The sequence below is a fragment of the Streptomyces sp. NRRL F-5755 genome, assembly GCF_001279365.1.
Taxonomy (GTDB): Bacteria; Actinomycetota; Actinomycetes; order Streptomycetales; family Streptomycetaceae; genus Streptomyces; species Streptomyces rimosus.
This window is the reverse complement of record NZ_LGCW01000010.1, coordinates 15,943-31,594: the sequence shown is the minus strand read 5'-3', so window position 1 is coordinate 31,594 and position 15,652 is coordinate 15,943. Positions and strand designations below refer to the sequence as shown.

Below are 15,652 nucleotides of genomic sequence, written 5' to 3'. Positions count from 1 at the left end.
CACCCCCACCTACCTCACTCACCGCCCATCTCACCCACCACCCACCAACCCCTCACCCCCGCAGCACCCTCCCATGCACCTCCCCCACCACCTTCCGCGCCGACGCGAACGCCCCGTGCTGCCAGGCGACCGTGTGGCTGAGGTGATCGCCCGCGAAGTAGACGCGGCCGGCGGGCTTGTTGAGAGCGGCGTAGCGGGCGGCGTCCGGGCCGCCCTCCAGGCTGTGCCAGGCGGCTTCGACGTGCGGCATCAGGCGCCAGTGCTGGGAGAAGGAGCTGAGGAGTTCGGTACGGTACTTCGGCCCGTGGATCTTGACACCCTGCGCGACGGCGCGCCGCTCGCGCTCCTTCGGCGACAGCTTCCCGTACGCGTCGGCGTCCCGCCCGAAGTTGTAGTAGCCGATGACGACGCCGCGCTCCGCATGAAAGGCGTACGACGGGTACCAGATGACGCCGACGTCCAGGTCGGTGTTGGTGATCCCGCCGTAGATCCGGTGATCGTCCTCCCACCACCGGCTGCGGTATTCGAGGCCGAGCTTCGCCGCCGACTCGGGCTTGCACGCCTCCAGCGCGCTCTGCACCGCGCCGCCCAGGTTGTGCGGGACGCGGGCGAGGAGGTGGGGCGGCATCGCCGCGATGCAGTAGTCCGCGTCGAGCGTGCGGGTGCGGCCCTGGTGGGTGTAGGTGACGGTGACGCCGTCGGTCTTCTCGGTGATACGGGTGACCACCGCGCCCGTATGGATCTTCCGCTCGCCCACCGCCCGCGTGAGTGCCCGCGGTATCCGGTCCATGCCGCCGACCGGCTGGTACATCAGCATCGCCTGTTCGTAGCCGAACTCGAAGGAGAAGGCGCGGCCGACGCCGCTGGCGAGGACGTCGGACACGGACGGGACCGGGCCGAGGACCGTGCCGGGTGTGCCGGCCGCGCCGGGGTCCACGCGGTAGCCGCGCCGCGTACTGCCCGTATAGCGCCAGCTTTTGGCGGGATCGCCGGTCACCCGCCCGCCGATGTCGCCGAAGTCCCGCAGAAATTCCAGGAGTCGTTCGCGGTCGTCGGCGGTCAGCTCCTTGTCCAGGGCGCCCTTGTCGGTGGCCTTGGCCAGGAGTTCGGAGACGTAGCCGTACATGTCGGCCTTGGCGGTACGGAAGCGGACCGGGCCGCCGCCGGACGCCGTACCCGAGGTACGCGAGGTATGGATGTACGCGCTCGCGTTCACATTGGTGAACACTTCCAGCGGTACGCCGAGTTCGCGGCAGTAGTCGAGTGTGATCATCCACTGCGGGATGCGGGCGGGGCCGGTGTTCATGTAGTGGCCGTCGGAGAACCGCGCGGTCTGCTGGGTGCCGTAAGTGTCGACGACCGCGTCGCCGCCCCGGACGGTCAGATTGCGCCCACCGGTCCGGTCCTGGGCTTCCAGTACGGTGCAGTCGTATCCGGCCTTGCCCAGTTCGTACGCCGCAGCGAGGCCCGCGATGCCGCCGCCCACGATCACGATCTTGGCGGCGGCCTTTCCCGTCAGCGTGAAGTCGCTCGCCCGCGGCGCGGTGAAGGCCGGTTCGGCTGCGGCTGCCTCGGCGGTCGGCGCCAGTCCCAGCGCGCCCATCGTGGCGAACATCGCCCCGGCGCCGCCGGTGACGCCGACGGCGCGCAGGAAATCACGTCGCTTGAAATCCCCTGGTTCAAACCCTGACATGTCCATACCCCCGTATGAATACCCGTCCTCATGCTTATGGACCGTGTCGACCGATAAGACGTGAATCCGCGCCCCAGGGATGCCCGCGACGGCGCCTCACTCCGGCACCGCGGAACCCCAACGCCCCACCTTGACCGAGAGGTTGACCACCCATCGACAAGTGCTACCTTCACCTCCGTTCCCTGTTCACGCTGACGATCCCCGTTCACGTACAGGAAGGCACACAGATGCGAAAGCGATCCCCTGGGCCACTCACCACCGCAGCCCTGCTGGCCATCGGCGCCCTACTGGCCACCTCCACCACGGCCCACGGAAACGCCCCCGCCACCGCCGCCGCACCCACCACCGCCCGCACCATCGACGTCTCCACCCCGGCCCAGCTCAAGAGCGCACTGTCGGAGGCCAGGCCGGGCGACACCATCCGGCTCGCGGACGGTACGTACAAGGGCAACTTCCGGGCCACCACCGCGGCCGGCGCCTCCTCGCGGATCACCCTCACCGGCTCCGCCAAGGCCGTCCTGAGCGCGGGCGGCGGCTACGGGCTGCATCTGGACGGCGCCTCGTACTGGACGGTCCGGGGCATCACCGTCACCGGCGGCCAGAAGGGCATCGTGGCGGACGCGGCGCGGGGCGTCGTTCTCGACTCGGTCACCGTGCACGGGCTGGACATGGAGGGCGTGCACTTCCGTAAGTCCAGCAGGGACGGCGTCCTCAAGAACTCGAAGATCTACGAAACCGGGCGGGACGGCCGGGGCATGGGTGAGGGGGTGTACGTCGGCAGCGCGGGCGGCACCGGGGACAGGAGCGACAACGTGCAGATCCTGCACAACACGATCGGGCCCGGCGTCGGCGGCGAGAACATCGACATCAAGGAGGGCACGACCGGCGCGAAGATCATCGGCAACACGTTCGACGGCAGTGGGCTGACCGGGGCGCACTACGACGACTCATGGGCCGACATCAAGGGCAACCAGGTCCTGGTGGAGGACAACACCGGCAGGCACACGCGCAACAACGGCTACGAGACGCACAGCCAGCAGCCGGGCTGGGGCTGCGGCACGGTCTTCCGCAACAACCGCTCCGACCTCAGCGGCGCGACCGGCCCCGACCGCTACGGCTTCCACATCACCAACTACCAGGCGGCCGGCTGCCCGGTGACGATCACCGCCGACAACAAGGTCACCGGCGGCCGCGGAATCGCCACTCCGGGCGTCCCGGTCGGATAACCCGGCCCCCACCCCCGCGAACGTTGCCTCCAACCACCCACCCCCGAACACGAAGAAGGCCCGCCCCCGAAGGGAGCGGGCCTTCCATGTCCTACCGGCCGCTGCCGGAAACCCGGTCAGCGCCTACCGGCTGACGCGTTCAGCTCTGGCCGCCGGCCAGCTTCTCGCGCAGCGCGGCCAGGGCCTCGTCCGACGCCAGGGCGCCGGAGTTGTCCGTCGACTCCGAGGAGTACGAGCCACCGGAGACGTTGCCGCCACCGGCGTTGCCGCCGGCCGCCGGGGCCGCCGCGCCCTCGGCCGCAGCCTGCTCGTCGGCCTCGCGGGACTTGATGACCTGGGCCTGGTGCTGCTCGAAGCGCTGCTGCGCCTCGGCGTACTGGGTCTCCCACGCCTCGCGCTGGGCCTCGTAGCCCGGCAGCCAGTCGTTGGTCTCGGGGTCGAAGCCCTCGGGGTAGATGTAGTTGCCCTGGTCGTCGTAGGACGCGGCCATGCCGTACAGGGTCGGGTCGAACTCGACCGCCGTCGGGTCGGCGCCGAAGGACTCGTTGGCCTGCTTCAGCGACAGCGAGATCCGGCGACGCTCCAGGTCGATGTCGATGACCTTGACGAAGATCTCGTCGTTGACCTGGACGACCTGCTCCGGGATCTCCACGTGGCGCTCGGCCAGCTCGGAGATGTGGACCAGGCCCTCGATGCCCTCGTCCACGCGGACGAACGCACCGAACGGCACGAGCTTGGTGACCTTACCCGGGACGACCTGACCGATCTGGTGGGTCCGGGCGAACTGCTGCCACGGGTCTTCCTGGGTCGCCTTGAGCGACAGGGACACGCGCTCGCGGTCCATGTCGACGTCCAGGACCTCGACCGTGACCTCCTGGCCGACCTCGACGACCTCGGACGGGTGGTCGATGTGCTTCCAGGACAGCTCGGAGACGTGGACCAGACCGTCGACGCCGCCCAGGTCCACGAAGGCACCGAAGTTGACGATGGAGGAGACGACGCCGGAGCGCACCTGGCCCTTCTGGAGGGTGGTGAGGAAGGTCTGGCGGACCTCGCTCTGGGTCTGCTCCAGCCAGGCACGGCGGGACAGGACCACGTTGTTGCGGTTCTTGTCCAGCTCGATGATCTTGGCCTCGAGCTCCTTGCCCACGTAGGGCTGCAGGTCGCGCACGCGGCGCATCTCGACCAGGGAGGCCGGCAGGAAGCCACGGAGGCCGATGTCGAGGATGAGACCACCCTTGACGACCTCGATGACGGTACCGGTGACGATCCCGTCCTCTTCCTTGATCTTCTCGATGGTGCCCCAGGCACGCTCGTACTGGGCGCGCTTCTTCGAGAGGATCAGGCGGCCTTCCTTGTCCTCCTTCTGGAGAACAAGGGCCTCGATCTCGTCACCGACGGCGACGACCTCGTTGGGGTCGACGTCGTGCTTGATCGAGAGCTCGCGGCTCGGGATAACGCCTTCGGTCTTGTAACCGATGTCGAGCAGGACCTCGTCCCGGTCGACCTTCACGATGACGCCGTCGACGATGTCGCCGTCGTTGAAGTACTTGATCGTCTCGTCGATCGCGGCGAGGAAGGCTTCCTCGTTACCGATGTCGTTGACCGCAACCTGCGGGGTGGTGGCGGTGGTCTCGGTGCTGCTCGTCATGTGGGAAAGGGCTCCGGTACGGACATTGAAGTCGTAGGTACTGCTACGCCGGGAGCCTGTATCGCTTCTGCATAAGACCGGACAGCGTCAGGGACGCGTGAACCGAGGAACTTCGAACCAACCGAAGCCCCGGCAGCGTCCCGAAAACCGAGGGGACATACATACAGATGCGAGCGCGACCTGCTCCGTCTGAGGTGCGCAGGCCCGCAGCGCAACTTGTAGCATACGGGGGCAGCCGGACACGGTCAATGCGCGAAGGCGCACACCCGGGGCGGAACGCCCCATAACCGGCACACGCCATGTTCCGCGAGGCCAACGGGGCCTCGCCGAGACCGGCGGCCACAAGCTCAGCGAAGAGTACGACGACGGGCGCGATGATCCAAGAGTACGAGCCGGAGGCGACACGACGTGCCGCCTCGGACACGGAGAGCAGCCGGGCCAGCCGTGGCTGGTGGGACCGCAACGCGGACGAGTACCAGAACGAGCACGGCGCGTTCCTGGGGGACGACCGTTTCGTGTGGGGTCCCGAGGGGCTGGACGAGGCGGAGGCCGGGCTGCTGGGGCCGGCGGCGGAACTGAAGGGACAGCGCGTCCTGGAGATCGGGGCGGGTGCGGCCCAGTGCTCGCGCTGGCTGGCCGCGCAGGGCGCCCGCCCGGTGGCGCTCGACCTCTCGCACCGCCAGCTTCAGCACGCGCTGCGCATCGGTACGGGAGCGGAGGCCGACGGCCCGGCGCCCGGCGTGTCGGTGCCGGTCGAGCTGGTCGAGGCGGACGCCGGCGCGCTGCCCTTCCGCGACGCCTCCTTCGACCTGGCCTGTTCCGCGTACGGGGCGATCCCCTTCGTCGCCGATCCGGTGCGGGTGCTGCGCGAGGTGCGGCGGGTGCTGCGGCCGGGCGGGCGCTGGGTGTTCTCGGTGACCCACCCCATCCGCTGGGCCTTCCCCGACGAGCCGGGCCCGGAGGGGCTGAGCGTCGGCGCGTCGTACTTCGACCGCACGCCCTATGTGGAGCAGGACGCGACGGGCCGCGCGGTGTACGTGGAGCACCACCGGACGCTGGGCGACCGGGTGCGGGACGTGATCGCGGCGGGCTTCCGGCTGGTGGACCTGGTCGAGCCGGAGTGGCCGGAGTGGAACTCCCAGGAGTGGGGTGGCTGGTCGCCGCTGCGCGGGAACCTGATCCCCGGTACGGCGATCTTCGTCTGCGTGGCGGACTGACCGGAGGAACGGTTCGGCACCGGCCGGTACGGAACAGCTGGTGCCGGTCGGGTCGGGACCGGCCGGTACGGAATGGCCGACCCCGACCAGCACTGCCCCAACCACCACGGCCCCAACCACCCCACGGACCGATCCACCACCGGCCGTCACAGACCGGTCCGGGAACCACCATCCCAGCCCGGTCCGGGAAACTGGTGACGTGATCCGCCACGACGCCCTCGCCCAGCTCCCCGTACGCACCGCCCTTCCCGCGCTCCAGGAAGCGCTGGACGGGCATGGCGCGGCGGTGCTGTGTGCGCCGCCGGGCACCGGCAAGACGACGCTGGTGCCGCTGGCCCTGGCCGGTCTGACCGGGGCGGAGGCCCCCACCGGTCCCTGCCGGGTGATCGTCGCCGAGCCGCGCCGGATCGCGGCCCGCGCCGCCGCCCGCCGGATGGCGTGGCTGCTGGGTGAGCAGGTGGGTGAACGGGTCGGCTTCACCGTGCGCGGCGAGCGCCGGGTGGGCCCCCGTACGGTCGTCGAGGTCGTGACCACCGGTGTGCTGCTGCAACGGTTGCAGCGGGACCCCGAACTGTCGGGTGTCGACGCGGTCATGCTGGACGAGTGCCACGAGCGGCACCTGGACGCCGACACCGCCGCCGCCTTCCTCCTGGACGTACGGGCCACGCTCCGTCCGGAGCTGCGGCTGATCGCGGCCTCGGCGACGACGGACGCGGCGGGCTGGGCCGGGCTGCTGGGCGGGGGCGGCGCGGACGGCGGCCCGGCCCCGGTGGTGGAGGCGGCGGGGGTCGCGCACCCCGTGGAGGTCGTCTGGGCGCCGCCGGAGCGGCCGGTGCGGCCCGCGCACGGCATGCGGGTCGATCCGGCGCTGCTCGGGCACGTCGCGGCGACAGTGCGGCGGGCGCTGCGCGAGCGCTCGGGCGATGTGCTCTGTTTCCTGCCGGGCGTGGGGGAGATCGCGCGGGTGGCGGGGCAGTTGGGCGATGTGGCGGGTGACGGCACCGAGGTTTTGCAGGTGCACGGGCGGGCGTCGGCCGCCGTACAGGATGCGGTGCTGTCCGGCGGCTCCGGGCGGCGGGTGGTGCTGGCGACGTCGGTGGCCGAGTCGAGCCTGACGGTGCCGGGCGTACGGGTGGTCGTGGACTGCGGGCTGGCGCGGGAGCCCCGTACGGATCACGCGCGCGGGCTGAGCGCGCTGACGACCGTACGGGCTTCGCAGGCGTCGGCGCGGCAGCGTGCGGGGCGGGCGGGGCGCGAGGCGCCGGGGACGGTCTACCGCTGCTGGTCCGAGGGCGAGGACGCGCGGCTGCCGCGTTTCCCGGCGCCGGAGATCAAGGTCGCGGACCTCACCGCGTTCGCGCTGCAGGCCGCCTGCTGGGGTGATCCGGACGCGGCCGGTCTGGCTCTGCTCGACGCGCCGCCCGCGGGCGCGCTGGCCGCCGCGCGCGAGGTGCTGACCGCGATCGGCGCGGTGGGCGCGGACGGCCGGGTCACGGACCGTGGCGTACGGATGTCCCGGCTCGGCCTGCACCCGCGCCTCGCGCGCGCCCTGCTGGACGGCGCGCGCCGGATCGGCGACCGGCGCGCGGCGGAGGTGGTCGCGCTCCTGAGCGAGGAGCCGCCGCGGGAGTACGGGGACGATCTGGCCGCCGCGTGGCGTACGGCCCGGCGCGGGCAGGACGCGTACGGCGCCCGCTGGCGCCAGGAGGCCCGCAGGCTGGCCTCGGCGGTGGCGGGCACGGGCGGCACACGTACGGAACCCGCCCCCGAGGCGGCGCAGGGCTCCGACGACGCGGCCGCCGGTCTGGTGGCCGCGCTGGCGTTCCCCGAGCGGGTGGCGCGGGCCCGGGGCGCGGGCGCGTTCCTGATGGCGTCCGGTACCGGCGCCGAACTGGGGGACGGATCGCGGCTGCGGAGCGCGCCGTGGCTGGCGGTGGCGGTCGCCGACCGGCCCGTGGCGGCGGCGTCCGCGCGGGTGCGGCTGGCGGCGGAGATCGACGAGGACACCGCGCGGACGGCGGCCGGGGCGCTGTACGCGGCGGGCGAGGAGGTCCACTGGGCCGACGGGGACGTGGTGGCCCGCTCCGTCGAGCGGCTCGGCGCCGTCGAACTGGTCGCCCGCCCGCTGCGCTCCCCCGCCCCTGGCCTCGTACGGGAAGCGCTGGCGGACGGGCTGCGCCGGGAGGGCCCGGGGCTGCTGCGCTGGACCGACGGCGCGCGGGCGCTGCGGGACCGGATGGCGTTCCTGCACCGGGAGTTGGGCGGCGAGTGGCCGGACGTGTCGGACGCGGCGCTGCTGGCCGGGCTCGACACATGGCTGGGCGTGGAGCTGGGCCGCGCGAAGCGGCGCGCCGATCTGGAGCGGATCGACGCGGGCCAGGCGCTGTCCCGGCTGCTGCCGTGGGCGAGCGGTGCGGCGGTGCGGTTCGACGAGCTGGCGCCGGAGCGTATCGAGGTGCCGAGCGGGTCGCGGATACGGGTGGACTACGGCGGCGAGCAGCCGGTGCTGGCCGTCAAGCTCCAGGAGCTGTTCGGCTGGCAGGAGTCCCCGCGGGTGGCGGACGGGCGTGTGCCCGTACTCGTCCATCTGCTGTCGCCCGCCGGGCGCCCGGCCGCCGTGACGGCCGACCTGGCGTCCTTCTGGCGGGACGGTTACCGGTCCGTACGGGCCGAGCTGCGCGGCCGCTATCCGAAGCACCCCTGGCCGGAGGACCCGGCCGGCGCGCAGCCGACCCGGCATACGACGGCGCGGCTCAGGCGGGGCTGACCCGTTCGGAGCGGTCCGGTTCCGTACCGCGCTGCTCCGGGCGCCGTCCGCGGGCCTCCAGGACCAGGCCGAGCGTGAGGAGCGCGGCGCCGAGGGCGAGGAAGCCCCACGGGAGGTAGCTGGTGAGGAGCAGGACGAGCCGGCGCTGGGAGGTGACGAGGTCGACCGTGGCGGTCACGTAGTCCGGCCGCATCTTCACGTGCCCGGAGAAGGCGGTGACCTTGCCGCCGGGCACGAGGGCGCCGCCGCGCAGCTCCTCCCGGTGGATCTCCTCCCCGTTGACGGGCGCGCCGGTGACCGGCTCCACCCAGAACATCCGCTTGGTGCTGTACCACCGGGTGGTGCCGGATTGCGCGACGGCCTCCGAGGTGATGCCCTGTACCGGCAGCTTCTTCGGGAAGGGCACTTTGGTCCAGGGGATGGTCTGCTCGAAGTAGTAGACGTCCAGGCCGCGGAAGGTGCGGACGCCCTTGTAGTGGATGGGGGCGCTGGTGCGGGTCTGCGCGTCGAAGTAGTCGTAGTCCCGCTGTTCCGTGAGGAACGGCCACTTGTACTCGATGCCGGTACGCCGTACGGGATCGCCGTCGACCATCTCGCCGGTGGCGTGCACGGGTTCCTGGGTGTGGGCGTCGAAGATGTAGCGCTCGGGGATCTGGGAGACCATCTTGCCGTCGGGTCCGGCGACGTGCGAGAGCGCGTCCCAGACCACCACGTCCCGGCCGGCGGTCTTCTCGATGCGTTCGGACTCCTCGACGTTGCCCTTGAGCGTCTGCACGATGGAGATCTTGGGGACCTGCCGGGCCCGCATCGTGCCGTAGTCGAGGAGGGTGGCGGGCTTCGCCTCCAGCACCGTGGTCCGGTACTGGTTCGGCGGGATCTTGGCGAGGCGCGGGAAGGCGTACCAGCGCAGCAGCGGGGACAGTGCGGCGAAGAAGACGGCGAACGCGAGCAGGACCAGGCTGGCTTTGCGTCGCATGGCGGCGGCGTCCCTCCCTCAGGGGTGTGCGGGGACGGTGGTGCGCAGCGGTTCCGGGGAGGTCTCGCCACTGGGCGCGCCGGCCGCGGTGACGGCGAGGACGAGGGCGAAGGCCGCGGCCAGTCCGATCGCGGCGGCTGTCAATGCGCGCATGCTCGGCCTCCCGGGGAGCCGCGGTGCGGGGCGGCGTGCCGTGCGCCCGGGGCCGGGCGCGTGCCGTGTCGCGGGCTCCGGTGAACTGATAGGGCGTCAGGGGCGGGGGCACCGTAGCAACGGGCGGCGCAGATGAGAACACGTTGCACCGACAGCTCCCGGCCGTCCGGCGGCAAAACCGCCACCGCCGTCCGGCTCGGGCGGGAGCGGGACGGCGGTGGCTGTGTGGTGCGATGCGGTGGCGCGGTGGTTACGGCGTGACGGTCAGCTCGACGGTCAGGACCGCGCCGTCGGCGGTGGTCAGACGCAGCAGGAACGTGCCCGCGTGCTGGTCGGTGCGGATCTCCGGCAGCTTGAGCAGCCCGTCGGCACCCGTCTTGAGTGTCAGGCTGCGGACCCGCTTCTCCTTGTCCGCGTCCTTGCCTGCACCCTTGTCCTCGGCGCCCGCGAAGTAGGGGCCCTTGTCGTTCTCGACGGGGTGCTTCGGGTCGTCGGTGACCATGGTCGCGGTCACCGCGGCACCCGCCGCGATCTTGCCCTGGTAGGTGGCCTTGACCTCGACGGCACCCTCGGCGAACGCGGTGCCGGCCTTCGCCGTCAGCTTGGCGTCGGACGTACGGGCCAGCGCGTCGGCCTTGGGGGCGGGCACCGGCTTGGCCTTGACGGTGGCGCCGACCTCGGACGCGGGCACCTTGCGGCCCACCGCGGTCGCCCGGACGGTGAAACTGCCCGCCTTGTCGCCCGCGTTGATACGGGGCGCGGTGGCGATGCCGTCGGCACCGGTCCGTACGGTGACGTGGTCGGCCTTGTCCGGGAAGCGGGCGCCGGTCTCGCCGACGATACGGAACTCGACGGGCACGCCCGCGACCGGCTTGCCCGCGGTGTCCTTCGCCCGTACGCGCACGATCTGGCCGAAGTCCTCGCCCGCAGTGGCGGTGAGGTCCTTGGCGCCGGCCTGCTCCAGCGCGGCGACGGGCGCGGGGGTGGGCTTCGTCGGCGGCTTGGTCGGGGGCGTGGTGGGCGGCTTCGTCGGGTCGCCGGGCTTGGGCCCGGGGGTGCTGGGCGGGGTCGTCGGCTTGCTGCCGCCCGGCTTCCCGCTGCCGTTGCCGCCCGGCTTGGGGGCCGTGTTGCCGCTCCGGCCCGCGCCCGGTCCGGTCGTACGGCCGGGGGTGGGCCCGGCGCCCGGGGCCGGGCCGACGCCCTTGCCGCTGCCCACGGGGCTGCGGTGGACCGGCAGCAGGCCCTTGCCGTCGGGGACCTCGTGGGTGCCCTTGCGGTAGAACGCGAGCCAGGACAGCACCGTGTTCAGGTACTCCCGCGACGGGTTGTAGCCGAGGACGGCCTTGTCCAGATCGCCCTGGGTGCCCAGGTCGCGGCCGTTGGCGCACAGGTAGCGGCCGGCGCCGAGGGCCGCGTCGTAGATGTTGTTGGGGTCCTTGAGGCCGTCGCCGTTGCCGTCGGCGCCCCAGCCCTTGCCGTCCGGGCCGCCCTTGGACCAGGTCGAGGGGATGAACTGCATCGGGCCGACCGCGCGGTCGTGCGTGGTGTCGCCGTCGAAGACACCGTGGTCGGTGTCGGCGATCATCGCGAAGCCCTTGCCGTTCAGCTGCGGGCCGGTGATCCGCTGGAGAGTGGTGCCCTCGGCGTCCACGGCGCCACCGCGGGCGTGGCCGGATTCGACCTTGCCGATGGCGGCGAGCAGCTGCCAGGGCAGCCGGCAGCCGGGCTGCGTCTGCGCGACCCCGGCCTCGGCCTTCTTGTACGCGTCCAGGACGGTGGCGGGTATGCCCGCCTCGGCCGGGCCGGTGACGACGGGGCCGCCGGAGCCGTGCGAACCGCCGGGCGGCACCGGGCTGTTGAGAGGCGGCAGGTCGGTGTAGTACGGCGAGCCGCCGTCGATGGGGGTGTCACCGGCCGACGCCGGATCCTTGGTTTCGCTGCCGGTCCTGGTCTCGGCCGCTCCCGGGGCCTGGGATGCGGTCAAGGCGGCCAGCGCGAGCGCCGCCACCGCAGTCGAGGCCGCTCCCTTGCGGAGCCGCCGCCCGAATGTGGCTGCCATCTGTGCCCGTCCCCTCAGCGTTGATCCACCGCGCGCACGGCGCCGTAGCGCGCTCCCCGGCGCTCCCAACTCACGTGACACTACGACAACTTCCGGCGGGCTTCTACTGCTCGCAACGCCAGACATACTGATCCTAAACGATCAGGGAGAGAGCAATGCCGTTCACACTCAGCCACGCTGCCGCCGTGCTGCCGGTGGTGCGCCGCACCGGGGAGGCGCGCGGGCCACTGGTCGCCTCGGCTCTCGTCGCCGGATCGTTCGCTCCGGACCTCACCTACTTCGCGGACAGCGTGCTGCCCGGCGCCATGCTCTTCGGCGACTTCACGCACGGGATACCGGGCGTGCTGACCGTGGACGTGCTGATCACCGCCGTCCTCGTGGGCGGCTGGCTGCTGCTGCGCGAGCCACTGGTGGCGCTGCTGCCTGCGGCCTGGCGCGGCAGGGTTTACGCGGTGGTGCGCGGCCGTCCGGGCACGGGCGGCCGGCCGCTCGCGGCGTACCTGGCTCTGTTCTACGTCTCGGCGGTGCTGGGCGCGCTGACCCACATCGTCTGGGACGCCTTCACGCACCCGGGCCGGTGGGGCACCCGGCTGGTCCCCGTACTGAACGAGGCCGTCGGGGGCTTCCCCCTGTGCACCTACGTCCAGTACGGCACGTCCGCGCTGGCCCTGGGCGTGATCGGCTGGTTCCTGTGGACGGCGCTGCGGCAGGTGCCGGACCCGGCGGCGCCTGCCGGGCTGCCGGAGCCGGCCGGCGGGCGGCTGCCGGCCGTGGCGCTGCTCTCGGTGTGCCTGCTGGCCGGGGCCGTGCACCGGACACTGCGGGCCCGCGCCGAGTTCGGGGAGATGGCGGTGACGTGGTTCGACTACGTACCGACCGTGCTCTTCGGCGCGGGCGCGGGCCTCGCCGTCGGGCTGCCGCTGTACGCGGTGACGGCACGGCTGCTGCACCGCCGCGAGCGGGCGGCCCCGGCCGACGGCAACGCCGCGTACGACCGCTCCGGCGCCCGGCCGTAAGCGGTCGTACGCGGCGGGAGGCGGTCGTACGCGGCGTCTCCGGGCGCACCCGGCCGAAGACGCCGTACGCCCGGATCAGTGGGCCGCGGACTCCCAGTCGCCGCCGTAGCCGACCGACACGTCCAGCGGGGCGCGCAGCTCCACGGCGCCCGCCATCTCGCGGCGGACCAGCTCGTCGACCTGCGCCCGCTCGCCCGGGGCCACCTCGACCACGATTTCGTCGTGCACCTGGAGCAGCATCCGGGAGGAGAGCTCGGCGGCCCGCAGCGCCTCGTCCACCCGCAGCATGGCGACCTTGACGATGTCGGCGGCGGTGCCCTGGATCGGGGCGTTCAGCGCCATCCGCTCGGCCATCTCGCGGCGCTGGCGGTTGTCGCTGTTCAGATCCGGGAGGTAGCGGCGGCGGCCCATGATCGTCTCGGTGTAGCCGGTGGCGCGGGCCTTGTCGACGACGTCCTGGAGGTAGTCGCGCACCCCGCCGAACCGCTCGAAGAAGTTGTCCATCAGGCGGCGGGCCTCGTCGGGCTGGATGCCGAGCTGCTGGGACAGGCCGAACGCCGAGAGGCCGTACGCCAGGCCGTAGGACATCGCCTTGATCTTGCGGCGCATCTCCGGGTCGACCTCGGACTTGGCGACCGAGAAGACCTGGGAGGCGACGGTGGTGTGCAGGTCCTCGCCGGAGGTGAACGCCTCGATCAGGCCCTCGTCCTCGGAGAGGTGGGCCATCACGCGCAGCTCGATCTGGCTGTAGTCGGCGGTCAGCAGGGATTCGTACCCCTCGCCGACCACGAAGCCGCGGCGGATGGCGCGGCCCTCGTCCGTACGCACCGGGATGTTCTGCAGGTTGGGTTCGGTGGAGGAGAGGCGGCCGGTGGCGGCGACGGTCTGGTTGAAGGTGGTGTGGATACGGCCGTCGGCCGCGATCGTCTTGATCAGGCCCTCGACCGTGGTGCGCAGCTTGGACTGCTCACGGTGGCGCAGCATGATCACCGGGAGTTCGTTCTCGGTCTGCGCGGCGAGCCAGGCCAGGGCGTCGGCGTCGGTGGTGTAACCGGTCTTGGTCTTCTTGGTCTTGGGCAGGCCCAGCTCACCGAAGAGGACCTCCTGGAGCTGCTTGGGCGAGCCGAGGTTGAACTCGTGGCCCGCCGCGGCGTGCGCCTCCTGGACGGCCTGCTGGACGGCGGCGGCGAACTGCTGCTCGATCCGCTCCAGCCAGCCCCGGTCGGCGGCGATGCCCGCGCGCTCCATCCGGGCCAGCAGCACACTGGTGGGCAGCTCCAGGTCGCGCAGCAGCCCGGCCGCGCCGACCTCGTCGAGCTTGGTGGTCATGGCGGCGCCGAGGTCGAGGACCGTACGCGCCTGGTTCATCAGGGCGTCGGCCTGGGCGCGGTCGTCGGCGCCGAAGGCCAGCTGCCCGTCGCCCTCGGCGGCCGGGGCCAGGTCGCGGCCCAGGTACTCGACGGACAGGGCGTCCAGCGCGAAGGAGCGGCGGCCCGGCTTGACCAGGTAGGCGGCGAGGGCGGTGTCCATCGTGACGCCGTCGATGCTCCAGCCGTGCTCGCCGAAGACCCGCATGAGGCCCTTGACGTTGTGCATGACCTTGTGGCTGGCGGGGTCGGCGCTCCAGGCGGCGAAGGCGCGCTCGTCGGCCTCGTCCAGCTCGGTGGGGTCGAACCAGACGGCCGGGCCCTCGGCGGTGGCCAGGGCGACCTCGGCGACGCTGCCGCTGCCCACCGTCCAGGTGTCGACGGTGGAGACGCCGAGCAGCTTCCCGCCGTGCTCGGCGAGCCACGGGGCCAGCTCGCCGGCACCGGCGACCGTGCCGTCGATCTCGACCTCGGCGGGCGCGGGACCGGCGTCTTCCGCCTCCTCCGCCCCCGGGTCGGCGGCAAGCAGGCGCTCCCGCAGGCCCTGGTTGCGGATCTCCAGCGCCTCCAGGAAGACGGTCAGCGCCTTGCGGTCATAGGCTTCACGCACCAGCTCGGCGGGGCCGCAGGGCAGCTCCACGTCCCGCACCATCTCGGTCAGGACGCGGTTGAGCTTGACCGCCTCCAGGTGGTCGCGGAAATTCTGCCCGGCCTTGCCCTTGACCTCCTCGGCGCGCTCCACCAGCTCCGCGAACGAACCGAACTGGTTGATCCACTTCGCGGCGGTCTTCTCGCCGACGCCGGGGATGCCGGGCAGGTTGTCGGACGGGTCGCCGCGCAGCGCAGCGAAGTCCGGGTACTGGGCGGGGCTCAGGCCGTACTTCTCCTGGACCTTCTCGGGGGTGAACCGGGTCAGCTCGGAGACGCCCTTGGTGGGGTAGAGCACCGTGACGTCGTCGGTGACCAGCTGGAAGGAGTCGCGGTCGCCGGTGACGATGGAGACCTCGAAGCCCTGGGCGGTGGCTTGGGTGGCAAGGGTGGCGATGACGTCGTCGGCCTCGAAGCCCTCCACGGCGAAGCGCTTGACGTTCATCGCGTCCAGCATCTCGCCGATCAGCTCGACCTGGCCCCGGAACTCGTCGGGGGTCTTGGAACGGTTCGCCTTGTAGTCGGGGAACTCCTCCGAGCGCCAGGTCTTGCGCGAGACGTCGAAGGCCACCGCGAAGTGGGTGGGGGCCTCGTCACGCAGGGTGTTCGCGAGCATCGACGCGAAGCCGTAGATCGCATTGGTCGGTTGCCCGGTGGCGGTGGTGAAATTCTCCACGGGCAGGGCGAAGAACGCCCGGTACGCCATGGAATGCCCGTCCATCAGGAGCAGCCGGGGACGGCCGCCCTCCACCGCTTCGGTGCCGGTCGCTTCGCTCTTCTTCGCTGCCTTTGCTGCCACACCCCGATCCTGCCACGCCCCACTGACAATCCCCGCCGCGACGACCGCGGCGCCGCCGCTGTCAGCCGTCCGTGACAGGA

Annotated in this window: 10 protein-coding genes; 4 read left to right on the top strand and 6 right to left on the bottom strand. The window is 72.1% G+C overall.

Annotated features, from left to right (window positions below; all coding sequences use genetic code 11):
* Nucleotides 1-52: 52 nt before the first annotated feature.
* Nucleotides 53-1,693, bottom strand: a complete 1,641-nt coding sequence (locus ADK86_RS02430; protein ID WP_053695038.1) for a flavin monoamine oxidase family protein — start codon at nucleotides 1,691-1,693, stop codon at nucleotides 53-55.
* Nucleotides 1,694-1,920: 227 nt separating this feature from the next.
* On the opposite strand from ADK86_RS02430, the gene ADK86_RS02425 reads away from it, so the two are divergent.
* Nucleotides 1,921-2,919, top strand: coding sequence for a right-handed parallel beta-helix repeat-containing protein (locus ADK86_RS02425; RefSeq protein ID WP_053695035.1), 999 nt, complete (start codon nucleotides 1,921-1,923; stop codon nucleotides 2,917-2,919).
* Between the two features lie 139 nt (nucleotides 2,920-3,058).
* Here the strand turns inward: ADK86_RS02425 and rpsA are convergent, their stop codons facing one another.
* Complete coding sequence (gene rpsA / locus ADK86_RS02420) at nucleotides 3,059-4,570, bottom strand: 30S ribosomal protein S1 (RefSeq protein WP_003983922.1); 1,512 nt, start codon at nucleotides 4,568-4,570, stop codon at nucleotides 3,059-3,061.
* Between the two features lie 374 nt (nucleotides 4,571-4,944).
* On the opposite strand from rpsA, the gene ADK86_RS02415 reads away from it, so the two are divergent.
* Both ADK86_RS02415 and hrpB read left to right on the top strand, forming a co-directional pair.
* On the top strand, nucleotides 4,945-5,787 hold the full coding sequence (locus ADK86_RS02415) for a class I SAM-dependent methyltransferase (protein ID WP_053695034.1): 843 nt from the start codon (nucleotides 4,945-4,947) through the stop codon (nucleotides 5,785-5,787).
* A gap of 199 nt (nucleotides 5,788-5,986) precedes the next feature.
* Complete coding sequence (gene hrpB / locus ADK86_RS02410; protein ID WP_053695033.1) at nucleotides 5,987-8,554, top strand: ATP-dependent helicase HrpB; 2,568 nt, start codon at nucleotides 5,987-5,989, stop codon at nucleotides 8,552-8,554.
* On the opposite strand, the gene ADK86_RS02405 is transcribed toward hrpB, so the two are convergent.
* The 3 genes from ADK86_RS02405 to ADK86_RS02400 form a co-directional block, all read right to left on the bottom strand.
* Nucleotides 8,541-9,530, bottom strand: a complete 990-nt coding sequence (locus ADK86_RS02405) for a DUF3068 domain-containing protein (protein WP_053695032.1) — start codon at nucleotides 9,528-9,530, stop codon at nucleotides 8,541-8,543. The two genes, hrpB and ADK86_RS02405, sit on opposite strands and share 14 nt — an antisense overlap.
* Nucleotides 9,531-9,548: 18 nt before the next feature.
* Nucleotides 9,549-9,683 (bottom strand): SPW_0924 family protein, encoded by a 135-nt coding sequence (locus ADK86_RS42020; RefSeq protein ID WP_106982258.1) that lies wholly within the window; start codon nucleotides 9,681-9,683, stop codon nucleotides 9,549-9,551.
* Nucleotides 9,684-9,933: 250 nt separating this feature from the next.
* A complete protein-coding gene (locus ADK86_RS02400; protein WP_053695031.1) occupies nucleotides 9,934-11,742 on the bottom strand; it encodes a lytic transglycosylase in 1,809 nt (602 codons plus the stop codon).
* Nucleotides 11,743-11,897: 155 nt separating this feature from the next.
* Between ADK86_RS02400 and ADK86_RS02395 the strand changes: the two genes are divergently transcribed.
* A complete protein-coding gene (locus tag ADK86_RS02395; RefSeq protein WP_053695030.1) occupies nucleotides 11,898-12,758 on the top strand; it encodes a DUF4184 family protein in 861 nt (286 codons plus the stop codon).
* Nucleotides 12,759-12,833: 75 nt separating this feature from the next.
* Here ADK86_RS02395 and polA read toward each other — a convergent pair whose 3' ends face one another.
* A complete protein-coding gene (gene polA, locus ADK86_RS02390; RefSeq protein WP_420718819.1) occupies nucleotides 12,834-15,494 on the bottom strand; it encodes a DNA polymerase I in 2,661 nt (886 codons plus the stop codon).
* Between the last annotated feature and the right edge of the window lie 158 nt (nucleotides 15,495-15,652).

Excerpts from the sequence above, each read along its gene's own strand:
- ADK86_RS02430 (WP_053695038.1), bottom strand. The coding sequence starts at position 1,693 with ATGTCAGGGTTTGAACCAGGGGATTTCAAGCGACGTGATTTCCTGCGC.
- ADK86_RS02425 (WP_053695035.1), top strand. The coding sequence starts at position 1,921 with ATGCGAAAGCGATCCCCTGGGCCACTCACCACCGCAGCCCTGCTGGCC.
- rpsA (WP_003983922.1), bottom strand. The coding sequence starts at position 4,570 with ATGACGAGCAGCACCGAGACCACCGCCACCACCCCGCAGGTTGCGGTC.
- ADK86_RS02415 (WP_053695034.1), top strand. The coding sequence starts at position 4,945 with ATGATCCAAGAGTACGAGCCGGAGGCGACACGACGTGCCGCCTCGGAC.
- ADK86_RS02405 (WP_053695032.1), bottom strand. The coding sequence starts at position 9,530 with ATGCGACGCAAAGCCAGCCTGGTCCTGCTCGCGTTCGCCGTCTTCTTC.
- ADK86_RS42020 (WP_106982258.1), bottom strand. The coding sequence starts at position 9,683 with ATGCGCGCATTGACAGCCGCCGCGATCGGACTGGCCGCGGCCTTCGCC.
- ADK86_RS02400 (WP_053695031.1), bottom strand. The coding sequence starts at position 11,742 with ATGGCAGCCACATTCGGGCGGCGGCTCCGCAAGGGAGCGGCCTCGACT.
- ADK86_RS02395 (WP_053695030.1), top strand. The coding sequence starts at position 11,898 with ATGCCGTTCACACTCAGCCACGCTGCCGCCGTGCTGCCGGTGGTGCGC.
- polA (WP_420718819.1), bottom strand. The coding sequence starts at position 15,494 with ATGGACGGGCATTCCATGGCGTACCGGGCGTTCTTCGCCCTGCCCGTG.